The sequence below is a fragment of the Nocardiopsis baichengensis YIM 90130 genome (assembly GCF_000341205.1).
GTDB classification, from domain to species: Bacteria; Actinomycetota; Actinomycetes; order Streptosporangiales; family Streptosporangiaceae; genus Nocardiopsis_A; species Nocardiopsis_A halophila.
Window position 1 is genome coordinate 44,574 of record NZ_ANAS01000009.1, and the last position, 20,279, is coordinate 64,852.

Annotated in this window: 21 protein-coding genes; 1 reads left to right on the plus strand and 20 read right to left on the minus strand. The window is 74.8% G+C overall.

Annotated features, from left to right (window positions below):
- Positions 1 to 141: 141 nt before the first annotated feature.
- Both aspS and C892_RS0108850 read right to left on the minus strand, forming a co-directional pair.
- On the minus strand, positions 142 to 1,887 hold the full coding sequence (gene aspS / locus C892_RS0108845; protein ID WP_017556892.1) for an aspartate--tRNA ligase: 1,746 nt from the start codon (positions 1,885 to 1,887) through the stop codon (positions 142 to 144).
- Between the two features lie 112 nt (positions 1,888 to 1,999).
- Complete coding sequence (locus C892_RS0108850; RefSeq protein WP_017556893.1) at positions 2,000 to 2,680, minus strand: MBL fold metallo-hydrolase; 681 nt, start codon at positions 2,678 to 2,680, stop codon at positions 2,000 to 2,002.
- Between the two features lie 318 nt (positions 2,681 to 2,998).
- On the opposite strand from C892_RS0108850, the gene C892_RS0108855 reads away from it, so the two are divergent.
- A complete protein-coding gene (locus C892_RS0108855; RefSeq protein ID WP_017556894.1) occupies positions 2,999 to 4,231 on the plus strand; it encodes a DUF349 domain-containing protein in 1,233 nt (410 codons plus the stop codon).
- Between the two features lie 31 nt (positions 4,232 to 4,262).
- On the opposite strand, the gene C892_RS0108860 is transcribed toward C892_RS0108855, so the two are convergent.
- From C892_RS0108860 to C892_RS0108945, 18 genes are all read right to left on the minus strand, one after another.
- A complete protein-coding gene (locus C892_RS0108860) occupies positions 4,263 to 4,592 on the minus strand; it encodes a cupin domain-containing protein (protein WP_017556895.1) in 330 nt (109 codons plus the stop codon).
- 51 nt (positions 4,593 to 4,643) lie between these two features.
- Positions 4,644 to 6,824, minus strand: a complete 2,181-nt coding sequence (locus C892_RS0108865; RefSeq protein ID WP_026124244.1) for a RelA/SpoT family protein — start codon at positions 6,822 to 6,824, stop codon at positions 4,644 to 4,646.
- Between the two features lie 362 nt (positions 6,825 to 7,186).
- The gene (locus C892_RS0108870) at positions 7,187 to 7,723 is read right to left on the minus strand and encodes an adenine phosphoribosyltransferase (RefSeq protein ID WP_017540365.1); all 537 of its coding nucleotides are present in this window, start codon (positions 7,721 to 7,723) and stop codon (positions 7,187 to 7,189) included.
- Between the two features lie 78 nt (positions 7,724 to 7,801).
- Positions 7,802 to 8,200 carry a preprotein translocase subunit YajC gene (gene yajC / locus C892_RS0108875; protein WP_017540364.1) on the minus strand — a complete coding sequence of 133 codons (399 nt, stop codon included), beginning with the start codon at positions 8,198 to 8,200 and terminating at the stop codon, positions 7,802 to 7,804.
- 86 nt (positions 8,201 to 8,286) lie between these two features.
- Entirely contained in the window at positions 8,287 to 9,321 is a 1,035-nt protein-coding gene (ruvB, locus tag C892_RS0108880) for a Holliday junction branch migration DNA helicase RuvB (protein WP_017540363.1), read from the minus strand.
- Between the two features lie 19 nt (positions 9,322 to 9,340).
- Positions 9,341 to 9,964 (minus strand): Holliday junction branch migration protein RuvA, encoded by a 624-nt coding sequence (gene ruvA / locus C892_RS0108885; RefSeq protein ID WP_017556896.1) that lies wholly within the window; start codon positions 9,962 to 9,964, stop codon positions 9,341 to 9,343.
- The gene (gene ruvC, locus C892_RS0108890) at positions 9,961 to 10,503 is read right to left on the minus strand and encodes a crossover junction endodeoxyribonuclease RuvC (RefSeq protein ID WP_017540361.1); all 543 of its coding nucleotides are present in this window, start codon (positions 10,501 to 10,503) and stop codon (positions 9,961 to 9,963) included. The genes ruvA and ruvC overlap by 4 nt, the downstream gene beginning before the upstream one ends.
- Positions 10,504 to 10,656: 153 nt before the next feature.
- The gene (locus tag C892_RS0108895) at positions 10,657 to 11,406 is read right to left on the minus strand and encodes a YebC/PmpR family DNA-binding transcriptional regulator (protein WP_017540360.1); all 750 of its coding nucleotides are present in this window, start codon (positions 11,404 to 11,406) and stop codon (positions 10,657 to 10,659) included.
- Positions 11,403 to 12,017 carry a pyridoxal 5'-phosphate synthase glutaminase subunit PdxT gene (gene pdxT / locus C892_RS0108900; protein WP_017556897.1) on the minus strand — a complete coding sequence of 205 codons (615 nt, stop codon included), beginning with the start codon at positions 12,015 to 12,017 and terminating at the stop codon, positions 11,403 to 11,405. The genes C892_RS0108895 and pdxT overlap by 4 nt, the downstream gene beginning before the upstream one ends.
- 55 nt (positions 12,018 to 12,072) lie before the next feature.
- Positions 12,073 to 12,993 carry a pyridoxal 5'-phosphate synthase lyase subunit PdxS gene (gene pdxS, locus C892_RS0108905; protein WP_017540358.1) on the minus strand — a complete coding sequence of 307 codons (921 nt, stop codon included), beginning with the start codon at positions 12,991 to 12,993 and terminating at the stop codon, positions 12,073 to 12,075.
- A gap of 181 nt (positions 12,994 to 13,174) precedes the next feature.
- Entirely contained in the window at positions 13,175 to 13,735 is a 561-nt protein-coding gene (locus C892_RS0108910) for a hypothetical protein (RefSeq protein WP_017556898.1), read from the minus strand.
- 3 nt (positions 13,736 to 13,738) lie between these two features.
- Positions 13,739 to 14,887, minus strand: coding sequence for a glycosyltransferase family 4 protein (locus C892_RS0108915; RefSeq protein WP_017556899.1), 1,149 nt, complete (start codon positions 14,885 to 14,887; stop codon positions 13,739 to 13,741).
- 129 nt (positions 14,888 to 15,016) lie between these two features.
- A complete protein-coding gene (locus C892_RS0108920) occupies positions 15,017 to 15,961 on the minus strand; it encodes a phosphatidylinositol mannoside acyltransferase (protein WP_017540355.1) in 945 nt (314 codons plus the stop codon).
- Positions 15,962 to 15,964: 3 nt separating this feature from the next.
- Positions 15,965 to 16,624 carry a phosphatidylinositol phosphate synthase gene (gene pgsA, locus C892_RS0108925; protein ID WP_017540354.1) on the minus strand — a complete coding sequence of 220 codons (660 nt, stop codon included), beginning with the start codon at positions 16,622 to 16,624 and terminating at the stop codon, positions 15,965 to 15,967.
- Positions 16,625 to 16,692: 68 nt separating this feature from the next.
- Positions 16,693 to 17,064, minus strand: coding sequence for a thiol-disulfide oxidoreductase DCC family protein (locus C892_RS0108930; protein WP_017556900.1), 372 nt, complete (start codon positions 17,062 to 17,064; stop codon positions 16,693 to 16,695).
- A 14-nt stretch (positions 17,065 to 17,078) separates the two neighbouring features.
- Positions 17,079 to 17,627, minus strand: a complete 549-nt coding sequence (locus C892_RS0108935) for an HIT family protein (RefSeq protein WP_017540352.1) — start codon at positions 17,625 to 17,627, stop codon at positions 17,079 to 17,081.
- Between the two features lie 87 nt (positions 17,628 to 17,714).
- Positions 17,715 to 18,533, minus strand: coding sequence for a TerC family protein (locus tag C892_RS0108940; protein WP_017556901.1), 819 nt, complete (start codon positions 18,531 to 18,533; stop codon positions 17,715 to 17,717).
- Between the two features lie 131 nt (positions 18,534 to 18,664).
- The gene (locus C892_RS0108945; protein ID WP_017556902.1) at positions 18,665 to 20,218 is read right to left on the minus strand and encodes a DUF885 family protein; all 1,554 of its coding nucleotides are present in this window, start codon (positions 20,216 to 20,218) and stop codon (positions 18,665 to 18,667) included.
- Positions 20,219 to 20,279 lie beyond the last annotated feature (61 nt).

Consider the following 20,279-nt stretch of genomic DNA (forward strand, 5'->3'; position numbering starts at 1 on the left):
AGTCACCCACCATGATCAATTCAATACTCCAGGTATCGGCCCTATGACAGACGCCGGTGCAGATTCCCCTCTGGAGTCCGAAACGACGTGGGCCCGCGAGCGCCTTCGCGCTTGCGGGCCCACGTCGCTCCCGGCCTCGGGTCAGTCCTCGTCCTCCGCCTCGGGAACGAAGTCGATGCCGGCCTCTTCCCTCTGCTCGGGGGTGATCGGCGTGGGCGCCCCGGTCAGGGGGTCGCCGCCCGAGGCCGTCTTCGGGAAGGCGATCACCTCGCGGATGGTGTCCTGGCCCGCCAGGAGCATGACGACGCGGTCCCAACCGACGGCGAGGCCGCCGTGCGGCGGCGGACCGAACTTGAAGGCCTCAAGGAGGAAACCGAACTTGGACTCGGCTTCGTCCTTGCTGAGCCCGATGGTGTCGAACACCCGCTGCTGCATCTCGGCGCGGTGGATACGGATGGACCCCGAAACCAGCTCGTAGCCGTTGAGCACGAGGTCGAACGCGCGCGAGTTCGCCGAGCCGGGGGCGTCCTGGAAGGTGTCCTCCACCTCTACGGCCGGCGCCGTGAAGGGGTGGTGGACCGGCGTCCAGGTTCCCGGCTCGTCCCCCTCCTCGAACAGCGGCATGTCGGTGATCCACAGGATCTCCCACTTCGACCGGTCGATCAGATCGCATCGGCGGCCGATCTCCAACCGTGCGGCCCCGAGCAGGTCCTGTGCCTCTCCGCGCTTGCCCGCCGCGAAGAACACCGCGTCCCCGTACCGCGCACCGACCTTCTCGGCCAGGCCCGCACGCTCCTGCTCCGAGAGATTCTTGGCGACCGGCCCGCCCAGCGTGCCGTCCTCCTGGACCAACACGTAGGCCAGGCCCTTGGCACCGCGCGCCTTGGCCCAGTCCTGCCAGGCGTCCAGCTCCTTGCGGGTCTGCGAGGCACCCCCGGGCATGACGACCGCACCGACGTAGGGGGCCTGGAAGACCCGGAAGGAGGTGGCCGAGAAGTACTCGGTGAGCTCGGTGAGCTCCTGGCCGAAGCGCAGGTCGGGCTTGTCGGAACCGAACCGGTCCATCGCCTCGGCGAACGTCATCCTCCGGAACGGGCGCGGCAGCTCCACACCGCGCACCTCGTCCAGGAGCCGGGCGAAGAGGTCCTCACCGACCTGGAAGATGTCCTCTTCGTCGACGAAGCTCATCTCCAGGTCGATCTGGGTGAACTCCGGCTGGCGGTCGGCGCGCAGGTCCTCATCGCGGAAACAGCGCGTGAGCTGGTAGTAGCGCTCCATCCCGCCGATCATCAGCAGCTGCTTGAACAGCTGCGGGGACTGCGGCAGCGCGTACCAGCTGCCGGGCTGGAGACGCACCGGCACCAGGAAGTCGCGGGCGCCCTCGGGGGTGGACCGCGTCATGTACGGGGTCTCGACGTAGACGAACCCGTGCTCGTTCATGATCTCGTGGGCGACATAGGTCGCCTTCGAACGGAGTCGAAGGCTCTCGGCCATCTCCGGGCGGCGCATGTCCAGGTAGCGGTAGCGCAGGCGCGCCTCCTCGGAGACCTCCTGCGAGCCGTCCAGCGGGAACGGCAGCGGGGCCGAGGCGCTGAGCACCTCGATGGTCTCGGCGACCACCTCGACGCCGCCGGTGGGGATCTCCGGGTTCTCGTTGCCCTCGGGGCGCACCCGGACCGCGCCGGTGACCTTCACGCAGTACTCCGCGCGCAGGTCGTGGGCGAGGTCGTCCTCGCGGACCACGACCTGCACGACGCCGGAGGCCTCGCGCAGGTCGAGGAAGACGACGCCGCCGTGGTCGCGGCGGCGGGCCACCCAGCCGGCGAGGACGACGGTCGTACCGGCGTCCGACGCGCGCAGGGCGCCGGCGTCATGCGTGCGGATCAACGGGGCTCTCCTTGGACTCGTGCTTGTGGGTGGCGGCCCGCCGGGGCACGGTTCCCCCGGGGAAGGGCGCCGGGCGGGAGCGGATCCCTCCATGATGCCCGACGTGCGCTGCTCAGCGCGCCGCGATGTCGCGCAGGAACGGATTGGCCGCGCGCTCACGGCCCACCGTGGTGCCCGGCCCGTGGCCGGGCAGCACCTCGGCGGTGTCGGGGCGGCGCAGGCACACCCGCTCCAGGCTGCGCAGGATCTCGGCGTGGTCGCCGCCGGGGAAGTCGGTGCGGCCGATGGACCCGGCGAACAGCAGGTCGCCGGTGAACAGGGTCTCGGGCCCCGCGTCGCCGCCCGGCAGGGCGAAGACCACCGAGCCCGGGGTGTGGCCGGGGGCGTGCTCGACGCCGATCTCCATGCCGGCCAGGTGCAGCGGGCCGGCCTCCAGTTCGCGCAGCTCGCGCGGCTCCCGGGGCTCGGCGCCGCCGAGCAGCGCGGACAGCTGCGAGGCCAGGGCCGGGTCGAGCCCGCGGACGGGGTCGGTGAGCAGGCCGCGGTCGGCGGGGTGCACGTAGGCGGGGACCCCGTGGCGGTCGGCGACCTCGGCGGCCGACCACACGTGGTCGAAGTGGCCGTGGGTCAGCAGCACGGCCTCGGGCCGCAGGCGGTGCTCGGCCAGCACCCGGTCGAGGTCGGCCGCGGCGTCCTGCCCGGGATCGACGACCACGCACCCCGCGTCCGGGCCCGGGGCGGCCACGTAGCAGTTCGCGGCGAGCGGTCCGGCGGGGAAGGCGTCGATGAGCACGGCGGTCGGCGACCTCGTTTCCTTGGTCCGTGGGGCAGGGGTCGGGCTGGAAGGAAGCCTACCGAGGGCACCGGCCGCGGGCGAACCGCTTCATCACCATTCGGTCACCCCCGCCTCCTCGGCTCTTTGCCGATCGGCGCGCGGGTGCCATATTGGTCCACGTCGTGCCGGGTGCCGCGGGCCCCGCCGCGGAGGCCGCCCCCACCACGTCGGTAACCGGCACAGTGTAGGGATATCGTGCAGAGTCACAGCGGTCGGCGACCGCCGCGACGAGCCCGCCCGGCCCGGCGGCCGGGCCCATTACAGCTGGAGGACACGGTGACCACGGACCCCTGGGGCCGCGTAGACGACGACGGCACGGTCTACGTGCGCACGAGCGAGGGCGAGCGTGTCGTCGGGTCGTGGCAGGCCGGCGCGCCCGAGGAGGCCCTGGCCTTCTTCCGGCGCAAGTACGACGCCCTGGTGACCGAGGTCGAGCTGCTGGAGAAGCGGCTGAGCACCACCGACCTGTCCGCGGGCCAGGCCCTGTCCAGCATCGACAAGCTGCGCTCCGCGGTGCGCGACGCCGCCGCCGTGGGCGACCTGGAGGCGCTGATGCGCCGGCTGGACGCGCTGACCGAGCGCGCCGAGCAGCGCAGGGTGGAGCAGAAGCAGGCCCAGGAGCAGGCGCGCACCGAGGCCCGCGACACCAAGGAGCGCATCGTCGCCGAGGCCGAGCGGGTGGCCGAGGAGACCACGCACTGGAAGTCCGGCGGCGAGCGGATGCGCCAGCTCATCGACGAGTGGAAGGCGGCGCCCCGCGCCGACCGGCCCACCGAGCAGGCCCTGTGGAAGCGCATGTCGGCGGCGCGCAACGCCTTCTCCAAGCGGCGCAAGGCCTACTTCGCCGGGCTCGACCAGCAGCGCGAGCAGGTGCGCGAGGTCAAGGAGCAGATCGTCGCCGAGGCCGAGGCCCTGGCCGGCTCCACCGAGTGGGGCCCCACCTCGGGGCGCTACCGCGAGCTGATGCAGCGGTGGAAGGCCAGCGGCCGCGCCGACCGCGCCAGCGAGGACCGGCTGTGGGCCCGGTTCAAGGCCGCCCAGGACACCTTCTTCCAGGCGCGCAACGCGGTCTTCGCCGAGCGCGACGCCGAGCTGCGGGTCAACGCCGAGGCCAAGGAGAAGCTGCTGGAGGAGGCCCGGCAGGAGCTGCCGGGGATCGCCGACCCGCGCCGGGCCCGCGCCCGGCTGCGCGAGTACCAGGAGGCCTGGGAGGAGGCCGGCCCGCTGCCGCGCGACTCCCGGGACAGGCTGGAGGGCGCCTTCCGCCGGATCGAGGAGGAGGTGCGCCGCGCCGAGGACAAGGAGTGGGAGCGCACCAACCCCGAGGCCCGGGCCCGCGCGCAGGCGACCGTGGACCGGATCCGGGGCTCGCTGCAGGAGCTCGAGGCCCGCCTGGACAAGGCCCGCACCGCCGGCGACCAGCGCCGCGTCCGGGAGGCCGAGGAGGCCATCTCGGCCCGCCGCTCCTGGCTGGAGGAGGCCGAGAAGGCGCTGGAGGAGATGAGCTGAGGCGGGCCGGGCCCCGCCGCGGGGCCCGGCCTCAGGTCTTGGCCACCGTCAGCAGCACGGCCGCGTCCTCGACGGCCTCCAGGGCGTGCACCGCGTCCGGGACGATGAGCACGTCGCCGGTGCGGGCGTCCCAGTGGTCGCCGCCGGCCCTCATCCGGACCCGGCCGCGCAGGACCAGCACGGTGGCCTCGCCCGGGTTGGGGTGGTCGGAGAGGGAGGCGCCCGCCGTCAGCGCGATCAGGGTCTGGCGCAGCGTGCGCTCGTGGCCGCCGACCACCGTCTCGGCGCTGCGTCCGGCCGACGAGCCCGCCGCGCGCTCCTGGAGGCGCGAGGCCAGGGCGTCGAGTGAGATCTTGTTCATGCCCGCAGTCTGGCAAGCCGCGGGGAGGGATCAAGGGCGGCGCGCCCCGGATCAGTTCTTGAGCCGGTAGACGTCGTAGACCCCGTCCACGCCGCGGACCGCCTTGAGGACGTGGCCCAGGTGGGTCGGGTCGGCCATCTCGAAGGTGAAGCGGCTCAGCGCGACCCGGTCCCGGCCGGTCTGCACGGTCGCCGACAGGATGTTCACGTGCTGGTCGGACAGGACCCGGGTGATGTCGGACAGCAGCCGCGACCGGTCCAGCGCCTCGACCTGCAGGGCGACCAGGAACATGGCGTCCTCGCCGGGCTGCCACTCCACCTGCACCATCCGCTCGGGGTCCAGCGCGCGGGTGTTCACGCAGTCGCTGCGGTGCACCGAAACCCCGTTGCCGCGGGTCACGAAGCCGACGATGGCGTCGCCGGGGACCGGGGTGCAACAGCGCGAGAGCCGCACCCACACGTCCGCGTCGCCCTCGACCACCACGCCGGAGCCGCCCGAGGGGCGGCGGCGCCGCTCCCGGGCGGCCCGGGTGGGCAGCGAGGACTCGGCGATGTCCTCCTCGGCGCTCTCGATGCCGCCCAGGGAGGCCACCAGCTTCTGCACTACGTTCTGGGCGCCGATGTGCCCCTCGCCCACCGCCGCGTACAGGGCGTCCACGTCGGTGTAGCGCAGGTCCCGCGCCAGGGCGATCAGCGCCTCGCCGCTGAAGAGCCGCTTGATCGGCAGCTCCTGCTTGCGCATCACCTTGGCGATGGCGTCCTTGCCCTGCTCGATCGCGGCCTCGCGGCGCTCCTTGGTGAACCACTGGCGGATCTTGTTGCGGGCCCGGGCGCTCTTGACGAAGTTGAGCCAGTCCCTGCTCGGCCCGGCGTCGGGCGCCTTGGAGGTGAGGATCTCCACCGTCTCGCCGTTGTGCAGCTCGCTCTCCAGCGACACCAGGCGGCCGTTGACGCGGGCGCCGACGGTGCGGTGGCCGACCTCGGTGTGCACGGCGTAGGCGAAGTCGACCGCCGTGGCGCCCTGCGGCAGCGAGATGACGTCGCCCTGGGGCGTGAAGACGAACACCTCCTGCACCGAGAGGTCGAAGCGCAGCGACTCCAGGAACTCGCCGGGGTCCTTGGTCTCCTGCTGCCAGTCGATGAGCTGGCGCAGCCAGGCCATGTCGCCGGTGCCCTTGGAGCGGCTCTCCTTGCCGGAGACCCGGTCCTCCTTGTACTTCCAGTGCGCGGCGATGCCGTACTCGGCGCGGCGGTGCATGGCCCGGGTGCGGATCTGCAGCTCGACGGGGTTGCCCGAGGGACCGATCACCGTGGTGTGCAGCGACTGGTACATGTTGAACTTGGGCATCGCGATGTAGTCCTTGAACCGGCCGGGGACCGGGTTCCACCGCGCGTGGATGGTGCCCAGGGCGGCGTAGCAGTCGCGCACGCTGTCCACGAGCACCCGGACCGCGACCAGGTCGTAGATCTCGTCGAAGCCGCAGTTGCGGGCGATCATCTTCTGGTAGATGGAGTAGTAGTGCTTGGGGCGCCCGCGCACGGTCGCCTTGATCCGCGCCTCGCGCAGGTCGGCCGAGACGGCCTCGATGACGTCCTGCAGGTACAGGTCGCGGCGGGGGGCGCGCTCGGAGACCAGCCGGGCGATCTCGTCGAAGCGCTTGGGGTACATGGTCGCGAAGGCCAGGTCCTCCAGCTCCCACTTGATGGTGTTCATGCCCAGGCGGTGGGCGAGCGGGGCGTAGATCTCCAGCGTCTCCCGGGCCTTCTTCTCCCGTTTGTGCTGCGGCAGGTAGCGCAGGGTGCGCATGTTGTGCAGCCGGTCGCACAACTTGATGACCAGCACCTTGATGTCGCGGGCCATGGCCACGACCATCTTGCGCACGGTCTCGGCCTCGGTGGCCTCGCCGTACTTGACCTTGTCCAGCTTGGTGACGCCGTCGACCAGCTCGGCGATCTCGTCGCCGAAGTCGGCGCGCAGCGACTCCAGGGTGTAGGGCGTGTCCTCGACCGTGTCGTGCAGCAGCGCCGCGGCCAGGGTCGGCTCCTGCATGCCCAGCTCGGCCAGGATGGTGGCCACGGCCAGCGGGTGGGTGATGTAGGGGTCGCCGCTCTTGCGCTTCTGTTCCCGGTGGTAGTGCGCGGCCACGTCGTAGGCGCGCTCGATCAGCCGTACGTCGACCTTGGGATGGGTCGCGCGGACGGTCTTGATCAGCGGTTCGAGTACCGGGTTCATGGTCACACCCCGTTGTGCGCCGAGGCGTGCGAGTCTGCGGCGGACCCGCACGCCTGAGGACGGGTGGGCACGGTCGGCCTCCGGTGCCCGCTCGGGCGCCGGCTCCAGGACGGGGGCGGCTGCCGCGGTGCGCTCCGGCACGGCCTCGGTCGGCGTGGTGGCCTCGCCTGGCATGGGCATCCCTCCCGCGGCTCCACCGGTGGGGCCGCGGGGGCGGGGTCGCTCCGCCCCTGCGACGGCCACCGGGACGTCTTGGTCGTGAACGGTCGGCTCACCGGTACCAACGCGCCGTCGCAGTCGAAGTATGCCCGCAAGTGTAATGCCCGCCCCCTGCGATGCCCTCGCAGGTCAGGCCAGGCGGGTCAGGCCTCGGTGAGCGCGTGCACGCCTACCCCGGTCAGCCTCTCGCGGCCCTTGAGGAAGCCCAGCTCCATCAGGACCGAGAATCCCACGACGGTACCACCCGCCCGCTGGACCAGCTCCACCGCGGCCCGCCCGGTGCCCCCGGTGGCCAGCACGTCGTCCACGACGAGCACACGGCTTCCCGGGGCGAACGCGTCGACGTGCATCTCGACGGTCGCGCTGCCGTACTCCAGATCATAGGACTCGCGGTAGGTCTTGGCGGGCAGTTTCCCGGCTTTGCGCACCGGGACGAAGCCCGCGCCCAGCTCCAGGGCGACGGGTGCGGCCAGGATGAAGCCGCGCGCCTCCAGTCCGACCACGGCGTCCACCCGCCCGGCGAAGGGCGCGGCCATCGCCTCGGCGACGGCCCGCAGCGAGGCGGGGTCGGCCAGCAGCGGGGTGATGTCCTTGAACACCACGCCGGGCTCGGGGAAGTCGGGGACGTCGCGGATCCCGGCATCGAGGAGGCGCTGCAGGTCGGCGGGGGAATGGGGCATCGGGGTTCCTTCCGGCGCGCGTCGGCCGGGGTGCGGGCCCGCGGCGGCGGGTCCGCACCCCGGCGGACGGGGATGGTGCTACTTGTCGTCCTTGTCGTCCCCGCTCCCGGGGTCCTTGCCCGGGAAGTCGGGGCGGTCCTCGACCGGCGTGTCGTCATCGGCGGCGCCCGGCTCGGGAACGACGTCGGCGATGCCGGCCTTGAGGATGCGGATGCGCGAGCCCGGGGAGATCTCCAGCTCGACCTCGCTGTCGCGCACCTCGACGACGGTGCCGTAGAAGCCGGCCTGGGTGAGCACCTCCTGGCCGGGGCCCAGACGGCTCTGCATCTCCATCTGCTGCTTGCGGCGCCGCTGCTGCGGGCGGATGATGAGCAGGTAGAAGACGAGCACCAGCAGCGCGATCATGAGGATCGACTGCAGGCTGCCGCCGCCGAGGCCTGCTTCGGCCGGCTGCGCGAGAATCGTTGTGCCCTGCACGGGGCGTCCTTTCCTGACGAACGGTCACCGCGGCGCTCAGCCGCGGAAGGGGAACGATCGGGCCGGTCCCCGTGTTCCCTGCAACCCTATCCGCCGGCCGCCTGCGGGGGCGTCACGCCCAGGTGCTCCCACGCCTCGGGCGTGGCCACCCGGCCGCGCGGGGTGCGGGCGATGAACCCGGCCCGGACCAGGAACGGCTCGGCGACGACCTCCACGGTCTCGGGCTCCTCGCCGACCGAGACGGCCAGCGTGGACAGCCCCACCGGCCCGCCGCGGAAGCGGCGCAGCAGCGCGTCCAGCACCGCCCGGTCCAGCCGGTCGAGTCCCAGGTCGTCGACCTCGTACAGGCTCAGCGCGGCGCGCGCGGTGTCCCGGTCCAGGGTGCCGTCGCCGCGCACCTCGGCGTAGTCGCGCACCCGGCGCAGCAGCCGGTTGGCGATCCGCGGGGTGCCGCGCGAGCGGCGGGCGATCTCCCAGGCGGCGTCGGGCTCCAGCCCGACGCCGAGCAGCCCGGCCGAGCGGCGCACGATGCTCTCCAGGTCCTCGGGCCGGTAGAAGTCCACGTGCGCGGTGAAGCCGAAGCGGTCGCGCAGCGGGGCGGGCAGCAGCCCGGCCCGGGTGGTGGCGCCGACCAGGGTGAACGGCGCGATGTCCAGCGGGATGGCGGTGGCGCCGGGCCCCTTGCCCACGACCACGTCCACCCGGTAGTCCTCCATGGCCACGTAGAGCATCTCCTCGGCGGGGCGGGCCATGCGGTGGATCTCGTCCAGGAAGAGCACCTCGCCCTCCTGCAGCGTGCTCAGCACCGCGGCCAGGTCGCCCGAGCGCTCGATGGCCGGGCCCGAGGAGATGCGCAGCGGGGCGCCCAGCTCGTTGGCGATGATCATGGCCAGGGTGGTCTTGCCCAGGCCGGGGCCGCCGGACATCAGGATGTGGTCGGGGGCGCGGCCGCGGCTCTGCGCACCGCGCAGCACCAGGGAGAGCTGCTCGCGGACGCGGTCCTGGCCGACGAAGTCCTCCAGCATGCGGGGGCGCAGCGCGCCGTCCAGGGCGCGGTCGTCGGCGCCGGCCTCCGGGGAGACGACGTCGCGCTCGTAGAGGTGGGGCTCGTTCTCGCTCATCGCGCTCCGGCTCCCGGTCTCAGGCGCGGCTCAGCCGGCGCAGGGCGGCGCGCAGCAGCTCGGCCACGTCGGGGGCGGCGTCCTCGGCCTCGGGGGCCACGGCGTCGGCGGCGGCCTCGGCGTCCTTGGCCGACCAGCCCAGGTTGACCAGGCCGGCCACCACCTGGGGGCGCCAGTGGGCGGTGGCCGCGGAGGCGGGCCCGGCGGCGCCGTCGGCGGGGGCGTCGGGGTCGCCGCCGAAGGGCTCGCCGAGCTTGTCGCGCAGCTCCAGCACGATGCGCTGGGCGCCCTTCTTCCCGATGCCCGGGACCGCGGTCAGCGCGGCGGTGTCCTCGGTGGCCACGGCCTTGCGCAGGGTCTCGGGGGTGTGCACGGCGAGCATCGCCAGGGCCAGGCGGGGCCCCACCCCCGAGGCGGTCTGCAGCCGCTCGAAGACGTCGCGCTCGTCGGCGTCGGCGAAGCCGTAGAGGGTGAGCGAGTCCTCCCGCACCACCAGGGCGGTGGCCACGGTGGCCTCCTCCCCCACCCGCAGCCGGGACAGGGTGGCGGGGGTGCACTGCAGCTGCAGGCCGGCCCCGCCGACCTCGATGACGGCCGATCCGGCCTGGCGGGCGGCGACGCGGCCGGTCAGGAACGCGATCACGGGGCGGTCCCCTTCCTGGGAGCGGGTGCGGGAATGCGGGCCCGGGCGCGGGCCAGCCGGTCCTGGGCGCCGCCGCGCCAGATGTGGCACAGGCACAGCGCCACCGCGTCGGCGGCGTCGGCCGGGCGGGGCGGCGAGGACAGCCGCAGGATGCGGGCGACCATGGCGCCGATCTGCGCCTTGTCGGCGCGGCCGCTCCCGGTGACGGCGGCCTTGACCTCGCTGGGGGTGTGCAGGGCCACCGGCAGTCCGCGGCGGGCGGCGCAGGTCATGGCCACGGCCGAGGCCTGGGCGGTGCCCATCACGGTGCTCAGGTTGTGCTGGGCGAAGACCCGCTCGACGGCCACGGCGTCGGGGGCGTGGGCGTCCAGCCACTCCTCCACGCCGCGCTCCACGGCCAGCAGGCGGGCGGGCAGGTCGTCGGCGGCGGGGGTGCGGATCACCCCGGCCGCGGCCAGTGCGGGCGGGCGCCCGGGCGCCCCGTCCACCACGCCGACCCCGCACCTGGTCAGTCCGGGGTCGATCCCCAGTACCCGCACCCGCTCCCCCTTCTCGAACGCCCGTTCGCAGGGTACCGACCCTATACGACCACCGGGGCGCCGGCGGCGGTCCGACACCGCGCGGCGGCCCCGCCGCCTCGCGGGCGACGGGGCCGTGCCGGTCGTTCGGCGCCTCGGCGCGCCGGCGCCGCGTCAGCCGATCTTCGCCAGGACCTCGTCGGGGATGTCGGCGTTGGTGTAGACGTTCTGCACGTCGTCGGAGTCCTCGAGGGCGTCGACGACCCGCATCACCTTCCTGGCGTCGTCCTCGCCCACCGGGACCTCCATGCTGGGCAGGAAGGAGGTCTCGGCGGACTCGTAGTCCACGCCGGCCTCCTGCAGGGCGGTGCGCACGGAGACCAGGTCGGTGGGCTCGCAGACCACCTCCCAGTTCTCGCCGAGGTCGTTGACGTCCTCGGCGCCGGCCTCGACCGCGGCCAGGGTGACGTCGTCCTCGGAGGCGGACTGCTTGGACACGAGCACCACGCCCTTGCGGGTGAACAGGTAGGAGACCGACCCGGCGTCGCCCATGGAGCCGCCGTTGCGGGTGACCGCCACGCGCACCTCGGAGGCGGCGCGGTTGCGGTTGTCGGTCAGGCACTCCACCAGCAGGGCGACGCCGCCTCCGGCGTAGCCCTCGTACCAGACGGTGTGCCACTCGGCGCCGCCGGCCTCCTCACCGGAGCCGCGCTTGCGGGCGCGCTCGATGTTGTCCAGCGGGACCGAGTTCTTCTTCGCCTTCTGGATGGCGTCGTAGAGCGTGGGGTTGCCGTCGGGGTCGCCCCCGCCGGTACGCGCCGCCACCTCGACGTTCTTGACCAGCTTGGCGAAGAGCTTGCCGCGCTTGGCGTCGATCGCGGCCTTCTTGTGCTTGGTGGTGGCCCACTTGGAGTGGCCGCTCATGCCGTTCCTTTCACGATGTCGACGAAGAGTCGGTGGATACGCGCGTCCCCGGTCAGCTCGGGATGGAATGAGGTGGCCAGCAGGCTCCCCTGTCGTACCGCGACGATCCTACCGGCCGCTCCGCCCTCGGCGGTCTGGCCGAGCACCTGCACTCCGGGGCCGGTCGACTCCACCCAGGGGGCGCGGATGAACACCGCGTCGACCGGCCCTCCCTCCAGCCCTTCGATCTCGACGCCGGTCTCGAACGACTCGCTCTGCCGTCCGAAGGCGTTGCGCCGCACGGTCATGTCGATGCCGCCGACGGTCCGCTGGTCCCGGGCACCGTCGACGATGCGGTCGGCCAGCAGGATCATCCCGGCGCAGGTGCCGTAGGCCGGCATGCCCGCCCGCACCCGCTTGCGCAGCGGCTCCAGGAGCCCGTAGCGCTCGGCGAGCTTGGCCATGGTGGTCGACTCGCCGCCGGGCAGGACCAGGCCCTGGACCTGGTCGAGCTCGCCGGGGCGGGTGACGGGGACGGCGGTGGCGCCGATCCCGCGGAGCACGCGCAGGTGCTCGGCGGTGTCGCCCTGCAGGGCGAGCACGCCGATGGCGGCGGACGACGGTGCGGACACGGGGACGACCTCGCAGACGGCTGGCATTTCACAGGTGCGGCGGTGCGGGGACGCGCTACCAGCCGCGGCCGGCGTAACGCTGGGAGTCCTCCAGATCATCCAGGTTGATGCCGACCATGGCCTCGCCCAGGCCCCGGGAGACCTTGGCGACCACGGAGGGGTCATCGTAGTGCAGGGTGGCCTGGACGATGGCGTCGGCCCGCTTGGCCGGGTCACCGGAGGTGAAGATGCCCGAGCCGACGAAGACGCTCTCGGCGCCCAGCTGGCGCATCAGGGCGGCGTCGGCGGGGGTGGCCACGCCGCCGGCGGAGAACAGCGGCACCGGGAGCCTGCCCAGCTCGGCGACCTCCTTGACGACGTCGTAAGGGGCGCGCATCTCCTTGGCCGCGCCGAACAGCTCGGCCTCGTCCAGGGTGCCCAGGCGCTTGATCTCGCCGCGGATGGAGCGCATGTGGCGGGTGGCCTCGACGACGTTGCCGGTGCCGGCCTCGCCCTTGGAGCGGATCATGGCCGCGCCCTCGGCGATGCGGCGCAGGGCCTCGCCGATGCCGGTGGCGCCGCAGACGAAGGGCACGGTGAAGGCCCACTTGTCGATGTGGTGGGCCTCGTCGGCGGGCGTGAGCACCTCGGACTCGTCGATGAAGTCCACCCCGAGCGCCTGGAGGACCTGGGCCTCGACGAAGTGGCCGATGCGGGCCTTGGCCATGACGGGGATGGAGACGGTCTCGACGATGCCGTCGATCATGTCCGGGTCGGACATGCGGGCGACGCCGCCGTGCTTGCGGATGTCGGCCGGGACGCGCTCCAGGGCCATGACCGCGACGGCGCCGGCGTCCTCGGCGATCCTGGCCTGCTCGGGCGTGACCACGTCCATGATCACGCCGTTCTTGAGCTGCTCTGCCATGCCGCGCTTCACGCGGGTGGTACCGACCGTCTTGTCGTTCTCAGCGGTGTTGGCCACGGTGGCGGACTCCATGTTCTGCGGGCGCCCGCGTTCTGCGCGGGGGCGCGGAGGATGCGTCAGTCGGGTCTCGGGGCGCGAGGGGCGCCGCCGAGGACCCCGGGGTCCATGGTAGTTCACCCAAGACGCCCGCTTCGGGACATAACGGCACGTTCTCCCCCGCGCTTTCGACAGTCTGTCACCCTAGCGGGCCGCCTCACAGCGCTCCGAAGGAGCCCGGGATGCGCGGGGGCTCGTCGTCGATCTCGAAGAACTCCGGCAGGGGCGCCCCGCCGGCCAGGCGCAGCACCCGCACCAGCCGCCGGGAGCGGGCCTGGCGGGTGTGGGCCACCGCATCGTTGTGGAAGCGCCGCGCCAGCAGCACCCGCTTGGCGGCCGCCTCCACCTCGCGCAGCGCCGCCTGCCCGCCCGGGCAGGCAGCGGCCAGCCCGGGCTCCTCCAGCACCGCGCGCAGGGTCCGCGACAGGTCGCTCTCGGCCAGCTCGCGCTCGGCCCCCGAGGCCCCCGCGTCCCCGGCGCGGCGGGCCGCCCCGGCCGCGTCGGCCAGCAGCACCGCCGAGGCCGGCTCCACCCAGGGGCCGGCGGAGAACTCCTGCACCACCGCGGCCCGCCGGCTCAGCGCCGCGTCCAGCGCCGCCCAGGCGGTCTCGAGCCGGGTGTGCAGCCGGTCCAGCCGGCCGGCCCGCCAGGAGACGTAGAACGAGACCAGGACCACGGCCAGCAGGCCCAGCGCCGCCCAGGCCGCCCACACGGCCATGGCCTATCCCCCCGTCCCGCCGTCGGCGGCCACCGCGGAGGCCCCGGCCGGCTGCACCGTCTCATAGACCCGGACCACGTCCGCGGCGACCGTGCGCCAGTCGTAGGCGCGCACGGCCTCCTGCGCGGCGCGGGACAGCCCGCTCCGGCGCTCCGGCGCGTCGAGCAGCGCGGCGGCGCGCGCGGCCAGGTCGGCGGGGTCGCCGGTGCCGAACAGCTCCCCGGCCCGTCCCCCGCCCAGCACGCTGCGGAACGCCGGGATGTCGCTGGCCAGCACCGGCGCCCCGGCCGACATGGCCTCGGTGAGCACGATCCCGAAGCTCTCCCCGCCCAGGTTGGGCGCGCAGAACAGGTCGACCGAGCGGTAGGCGCGGGCCTTGTCGGCCTCGCTCACCCGGCCCAGCGCCACCAGGTTCGCGCGCAGGCCGGCCGGGAGCGCCGCGCGGGCCTGCTCGGCGTCGCCGGGCCCGGCCACCAGCAGCCGCAGCCCGGGGCGCTCGCGCCCCAGCCGGGCGAAGGCCTCCAGCAGTACCCGCAGGCCCTTGCGCGGCTCGTCCAGGCGGCCCAGGAAGCCGATCGCGCCGCCCGGCCCGGGCCAGCCCGGCAGCGGCTCGGCCGCGGCGAACCGGTGCACCGCCACCCCGTTGGGGATGAGCACCGCGTCCCCGCCCAGGTGCTCGACCAGGGTGCGGCGGGCGGCCTCGGACACGGCGATGCGCCCGCTGATCTTCTCCAGGGCGGTGCGCAGCGCCGGCGCCGAGGCGGCCATGGCGCGCGAGCGCGGGTTGGAGGTGTGGAAGGTGGCCACGATCGGGCCCTCGGCGGCCCAGCAGGCCAGCAGGGACAGGCTGGGCGCGGCCGGCTCGTGCACGTGCAGCACGTCGAAGGCGCCCTCGCGCAGCCAGCGGCGCACCCGGGCGGCGGCGCGCACGCCGAACGCCAGCCGCGCCACCGAGCCGTTGTAGGGCACCGGCACGGCGCGTCCGGCGGAGACCACGTGCGGGGGCGGCGCCTCCCCGGCGCCCTCGTCGCACGGCGCCAGCACCGAGACCCGGTGGCCCAGGCCGATCAGCGCCTCGGCCAGGTCGCCCACGTGCTGCTGGACGCCTCCGGGCACCTCCCAGGTGTAGGGGCAGACCAGGCCCACCCTCATCGCCGATCACCGCCTCCGGCCGTCTCCGCCGACCACGGGGGTTCCACCTTGGCGCGCTCCCCCGGCCGCGACCAGGGGACTTCGTCCCGTTCCGGCGCCGCGGGCCCTCGGGCGCCGGTCACGCGCACCTTACCGGACCGCCCGGCCCGCGTCCGGCAGGACGGCCGCGCCGGGCGGCGGGCCGTGCAGGTCGGCGGTGAACACCCGCTGCAGCATGTGCCAGTCCTCGGGGTGGGCGGCGATGGCCTCCTCGAAGACCCGCGCCGTGCACCGGGTCATCGCCGCCACCCGGGCGCGCCGGTCGGCCAGGTCGGGCACGGGGACCTCCCCGTGCACCCGGATGCGCCACTCGGCGCCCTCGTACCACAGCGAGACCGGCATGAGGGCGGCGCCGGTGCGCTCGGCCAGGGCGGCGGGGCCGGCCGGCATGCGGGCGGCCTCGCCGAAGAACTCCACGCCGATGCCGCCCTCGGTCAGGTCGCGGTCGGCCAGCAGGCACACCAGGCGCCCTTCGCGCAGCCGCCGCGCCAGGGTCCCGGTCACCGCGCCGTTGCCGCGGCCCGGCTCCAGCGGCAGCACCTCCATGCCCAGGCCGGTGCGCACGGCGGTGAACCGGTCGAAGACGCTCTGCGGGCGCAGCCGCTCGGCGACGGTGGTCAGCGGGGTGCCGCGGAGCGCCATCCAGGCCCCGGCGTGGTCCCAGTTGCCCATGTGCGGCAGCGCGGCGACCACGCCCCGCCCCTGGGCCAGCCGCGCCTCCAGCGCCTCGATGCCCTCGGCGCGGGTGCGGCCCAGCACGGTGCCGGCGTCCATGGCCGGCAGCCGGAACATCTCGTAGTAGTAGCGCATGTAGGAGCGCATCCCGGCGCGGGACAGGGCGCGCAGCTGGGGCGCGGTGGCCGCGGGGCCGGCCACCCGGCGCAGGTTGGCCTCCAGGCGCGCCACCCCGGGGCCGCGGGCCCGCCAGGCGCGGTCGGCCATCGCCCGGAAGGCGGCCCGCCCCGGCCGCTCGGGCAGCTCGCGGACCAGCCGCCACCCCGCGGCGTAGGCCGCCGCCGACACGCGCTCGTCCACCGCTCAGCCCTGCCCGCCGGCGCCGCCCGCGGGCTGCCGGTCGCCGGCCCCGGCGCCGCCGCCCGGCTCGGTGAGCCGGGCCCGGGTCTCGATCAGGCGCTGGGCCACGGTGACGGTGTTGAGCAGCGCCAGCAGCCACAGGCCCGCGTCCAGGGCGTGCGGCACGCCCAGCCCGGCCAGGCCGGTGGCGGTGAGCGCGATGACCAGCCGCTCGCTGCGCTCGGCCACCCCCACGTCGCAGTTGACGCCCAGCCCCTCGGCGCGGGCCTTGATGTAGGAGACGGCGAAGCCGGTGGCCATGCCGTACATGGCCAGGCCGCCGAGCAGGGGGTCGGCGCCGCCGGTGTAGAACCACACGGCCAGGCCGCACAGGACGGCGGCGTCGGTGAGGCGGTCCAGGGTGGAGTCCAGGAAGGCGCCCCAGCGGCTCTCCCGGCCCGAGGCGCGCGCGACGGCGCCGTCGAGCATGTCGAAGAGCACGAAGACGGTGACCACGACCGCGCCGATGTACAGCTCTCCCAGCGGCAGCAGGCCCAGGGCGGCGGCGACCGCCCCGAAGGTGCCGGTCAGGGTGACCATGTTCGCGGTGACGCCGAGGCGGGCCAGGGCGCGCCCGATGGGCAGCGTGACCCGGCCGACCGCGGGACGCAGGAATCTCAGCATGACTTCTCACGATCGTAGGGGCTGCGGGGCGGGGCGGCGAGCCGCCCCGCCCGGGGACGGCGGGCCCGTCAGCCGTCCCGCGGCACCGCGCAGGCGGCCGTCCCCGCGGGCATCCGGTGGCGGTTGGCGGCCACCCACCGGTAGGCGGCCGCGCTCAGGGCGCGCAGGACGGGCAGGCGCATCAGGGCGCCGACCGGGCGCAGCGGGGCGCGGGGGCCGTCCACCAGCAGCGCGGCCACCGCGTCGGCGCCGCCCCAGACCCGGCGCCCGTCCGGGTGGGCCAGCAGCACCTCCCGGCCGGCGCGCTCGCGGAGCCCGGGGGCCAGGCCGGCCCGGTGCGCCGGGACGGTGCGCAGCCCGGGGGCCACGCGTTCGGCGGCCAGGCGGGCACTGGCCGTGCAGAACCCGCAGTCGCCGTCGTAGATGAGCACGGGTGCCATCGGACCACCGCCCGTCAGCGCGCCGGCCAGTGCCCGGCGATGCGCGCCCGGCTCTGCTCCAGCATCTCGGGCAGCACCTTGGTCTGGCCGACCACCGGCATGTAGTTGGTGTCGCCTCCCCAGCGGGGGACGATGTGCTGGTGCAGGTGGGCGGCGATGCCCGCGCCCGCCGCGGTGCCCAGGTTCATGCCCACGTTGAAGCCCTGGGGGCCGTAGGCGGCGGTGAGCGCCGTGATGCCCTCCTGGGTGAGGCGGGCGACCTCGGCGGTCTCGGCCGCGTCCAGGCCGGTGTAGCCGGACACGTGGCGGTAGGGGCACACCAGCAGGTGGCCGCTGTTGTAGGGGTAGCGGTTCATCACCGTGTAGGCGTGCTCGCCGCGGTGCACGACCAGGCCGTCGGCGTCGGGCAGGCCGGGGGCCCGGCAGAAGGGGCAGCCGTCGTCGGCGGCCGGTCCGGCGGGCCGGTCCTCCCCCTGGATGTAGGCCATCCGGTGCGGGGTCCACAGCCGCTGGAAGCCGTCGGGGTCCGCCCCGTCCTGGACGTCCTGGTCAGCACCGCTCATCGCACGCTCGTCCGTCTCCGTCCGCCTGCTCCGTCCGCCTGCCGTCGGCCCCAGCATAGGCGACGGCGCCCGGCACCGGCGCCGGGGTCAGCCCTGTCCGGAGGCCTCGGCGGAGCCGTCGGAGCCCTCGGGGCCGGCCGGGCCGGTGCTCCCGCCGTGCTCCTCGGAGTAGCGGCTGGCCAGCTTGACCGGCCGGGCGGCCGCGCGCCGCTTGCGGGCGAAGATGTTGAGGACCTCGACGAACAGGGAGAAGCCCATGGCCGTGTAGATGTAGCCCTTGGGGACGTGGAAGCCCAGCCCGTCGGCGACCAGGGTGGTGCCGATGAGCAGCAGGAAGGCCAGGGCGAGCATCTTGACGGTGGGGTGGGACTGCACGAAGCGGGCCAGCGGCCCCGAGGCGATGAGCATGACGACGACCGCGATGACCACGGCGGCGACCATGACCCAGATGCCGCCGGGCTTGTCGCCGATCATGCCCACGGCGGTGATCACCGAGTCCAGCGAGAAGACCATGTCCAGGGCGACGATCTGCAGCAGCACCGCGCCGAAGGCGGCGCGCACCTTGGAGCCGGCGTGGTCCTCCTCGCCCTCCAGGCTCTCGTGGATCTCGTAGGTCGCCTTGCCGATCAGGAAGAACCCGCCGACCAGCAGGATCAGCGACTGGCCGCTGAAGCCGTGCCCGAAGAGGGTGAACAGCGGCTCGGTGAGCGCCATGATCCAGGAGATGCAGCCCAGCAGCGCCAGCCGGCCGACCAGGGCCAGGCCGATGCCGATCTTGCGGGCCCGGTCGCGCTGGTGCGCGGGGAGCTTGTCGGACAGGATCGAGATGAAGACGAGGTTGTCGATCCCGAGGACGATCTCCAGCGCGGTGAGCGTGAAGAAACCGATGACCAGATCGGTCGCCATGGGCGCTGCTCCGGGGAGTGAGGGGTCGGTTCCGGTCGGGGCCGGGACCGGGCGGGCAAGCGGATGCTAGCGGGATGCGCCCGCGGACGCGAACGCGAGTCCGGCGCCCCGTCCCCTCGTGCCCGGCGGCGTCACCGCGGCGGGGCCAGGCCCAGCGGCTCGCGCAGCAGCCGGGGCGGGGGCGCGCCGTGCGCGGACAGCACGGCCGCGCGTTCGGCGGGGGCGGCCTGGGGGTCCTCCACGGCCAGGTCGCGGTCGAGGTCGGCCACCTCGCGGCGGCCCACGTAGTCGGCGGCCGCACGGGTCGGCTCGGCCAGGGCGGCCCTCCAGGAGCGGGCCGCCTCGGCCTCGGTGAGCCGGGCCCGGTCGACCAGCAGGCCCCGCGCCTCGCCCTCGGTCATGTCGCGGGCGTGCGCCCGCACGTCCACCACGGCGCGGGCGGCGGTGCGCAGGCGGTCCCTGCGGTGCACCAGCCGCACGGCGGCCTCGGCGCGGCCGTCGTCCAGCCCCCAGCCGGCCCCGTCCAGCAGGCCCTGGGCCAGGGCGGCCCAGCCGGCGTCGAACACGGCGCTGCGCAGGGCGCGGCGGACCGGGGCGTGGGCGGCGCACTCGGCCTCCCGGGCGCGCAGGTAGGCGCGGCCGGGCGCGTCGTCGCGGGCGGCGGCCAGGTACAGCTCGGGGGCGCGCAGGGCCGACCCGTCGCGGGCGCGGGTCGCCAGGGGCGCGAAGGGCACCCCCTCGGCGCCGGGCAGCCCCAGGTCCCGGGTGCGGGCGCGGGCGCAGGCCCGCCCGTGCTCGGCGGCCCGCCGCGCGGCCTCCCCCTCCAGCGGGGCGAACTCGCGCTCCAGGCGGCCCAGCCCGTCCAGGATCCGGTCGGCGCCGGCTCCCCCGCCGCCGAAGGCGTCCGCGGCCTCGGCGAGCTCCTCCTCGGCGGCGAGCAGGTCGCTCTCGGCCCGGGTGAGCAGCGTGTCGGGGTCGATCTGGGCGTCCAGGCCGTACCAGAGCAGGGCCGCGTAGGACCGCTCCCCCAGCCGGGCGTCGGCGCCGGGGTCGGCGGCGGCCGGCAGCCAGGCGGCGTGCTCGCGCAGCGCCCGGACGGCGTCCGCGCGCTCCTGCGCGGCCCCGGGCTCGGCCCCCGCGTCCAGGGGCGCCGCCTCCAGCACCGCAGCGGTGCGCAGGGCGCGGCCGGCGGCCTCCTCGGCGTTGGGGCGGGGCATCCCGGGCCCGGCGGTCAGCCGCTCGCGGGCGGCCTCCAGGAAGTCGGGCAGGGCCCGGCAGCGCTCGGCCAGGGCCGCGGCCAGGTCGGGGCCGGTGGCCGCGGCGAGGGCGGCGATCCCCTCGTCGGGCAGCAGCGCCAGCGGGTCGTAGCCGCTGGGCCGCAGCTCGGCGGCGCGCCACAGCTGGGAGCCGGCGTGCGAGCGCAGCATCTCCAGGTCGACCCGGTCGCCGGGGGGCAGCAGGGTGTCGTCGATCTCGTCGAGGGCGCCCAGGGCGTCGGAGAACAGGCCGACGCGCTCGGCCTCGGCGGCCTCGGAGGGGTCGAGCAGGCGCCCGGCGAAGCGCGGGTCGCCCAGGACGGCGGCCAGGTCCGGGGCGTCCTCCAGCAGGGCGTCCAGGACGCGTGCGGCGACCTGGCGGAACCGGTCGGTCATCGCGTTGGCGCCGGGGTCGGGTTCGGAAGTCATCCCCTCCATGGTGCCCTGTTGAATGGGCGGACGATACCCGCCGAGCACAGAAGGGAGCCCC

What these genes read in the sequence shown, in the direction of transcription:
- pdxS (WP_017540358.1), bottom strand. Translation starts at nt 12,993, where the DNA reads ATGGAGTCCGCCACCGTGGCCAACACCGCTGAGAACGACAAGACGGTC.
- C892_RS0108945 (WP_017556902.1), bottom strand. Translation starts at nt 20,218, where the DNA reads ATGACTTCCGAACCCGACCCCGGCGCCAACGCGATGACCGACCGGTTC.
- C892_RS0108940 (WP_017556901.1), bottom strand. Translation starts at nt 18,533, where the DNA reads ATGGCGACCGATCTGGTCATCGGTTTCTTCACGCTCACCGCGCTGGAG.
- pgsA (WP_017540354.1), bottom strand. Translation starts at nt 16,624, where the DNA reads ATGCTGAGATTCCTGCGTCCCGCGGTCGGCCGGGTCACGCTGCCCATC.
- C892_RS0108915 (WP_017556899.1), bottom strand. Translation starts at nt 14,887, where the DNA reads ATGAGGGTGGGCCTGGTCTGCCCCTACACCTGGGAGGTGCCCGGAGGC.
- C892_RS0108930 (WP_017556900.1), bottom strand. Translation starts at nt 17,064, where the DNA reads ATGGCACCCGTGCTCATCTACGACGGCGACTGCGGGTTCTGCACGGCC.
- C892_RS0108860 (WP_017556895.1), bottom strand. Translation starts at nt 4,592, where the DNA reads ATGAACAAGATCTCACTCGACGCCCTGGCCTCGCGCCTCCAGGAGCGC.
- C892_RS0108870 (WP_017540365.1), bottom strand. Translation starts at nt 7,723, where the DNA reads ATGCCCCATTCCCCCGCCGACCTGCAGCGCCTCCTCGATGCCGGGATC.
- C892_RS0108865 (WP_026124244.1), bottom strand. Translation starts at nt 6,824, where the DNA reads ATGAACCCGGTACTCGAACCGCTGATCAAGACCGTCCGCGCGACCCAT.
- C892_RS0108935 (WP_017540352.1), bottom strand. Translation starts at nt 17,627, where the DNA reads ATGAGCGGTGCTGACCAGGACGTCCAGGACGGGGCGGACCCCGACGGC.
- ruvB (WP_017540363.1), bottom strand. Translation starts at nt 9,321, where the DNA reads ATGAGCGAGAACGAGCCCCACCTCTACGAGCGCGACGTCGTCTCCCCG.
- C892_RS0108895 (WP_017540360.1), bottom strand. Translation starts at nt 11,406, where the DNA reads ATGAGCGGCCACTCCAAGTGGGCCACCACCAAGCACAAGAAGGCCGCG.
- C892_RS0108910 (WP_017556898.1), bottom strand. Translation starts at nt 13,735, where the DNA reads ATGGCCGTGTGGGCGGCCTGGGCGGCGCTGGGCCTGCTGGCCGTGGTC.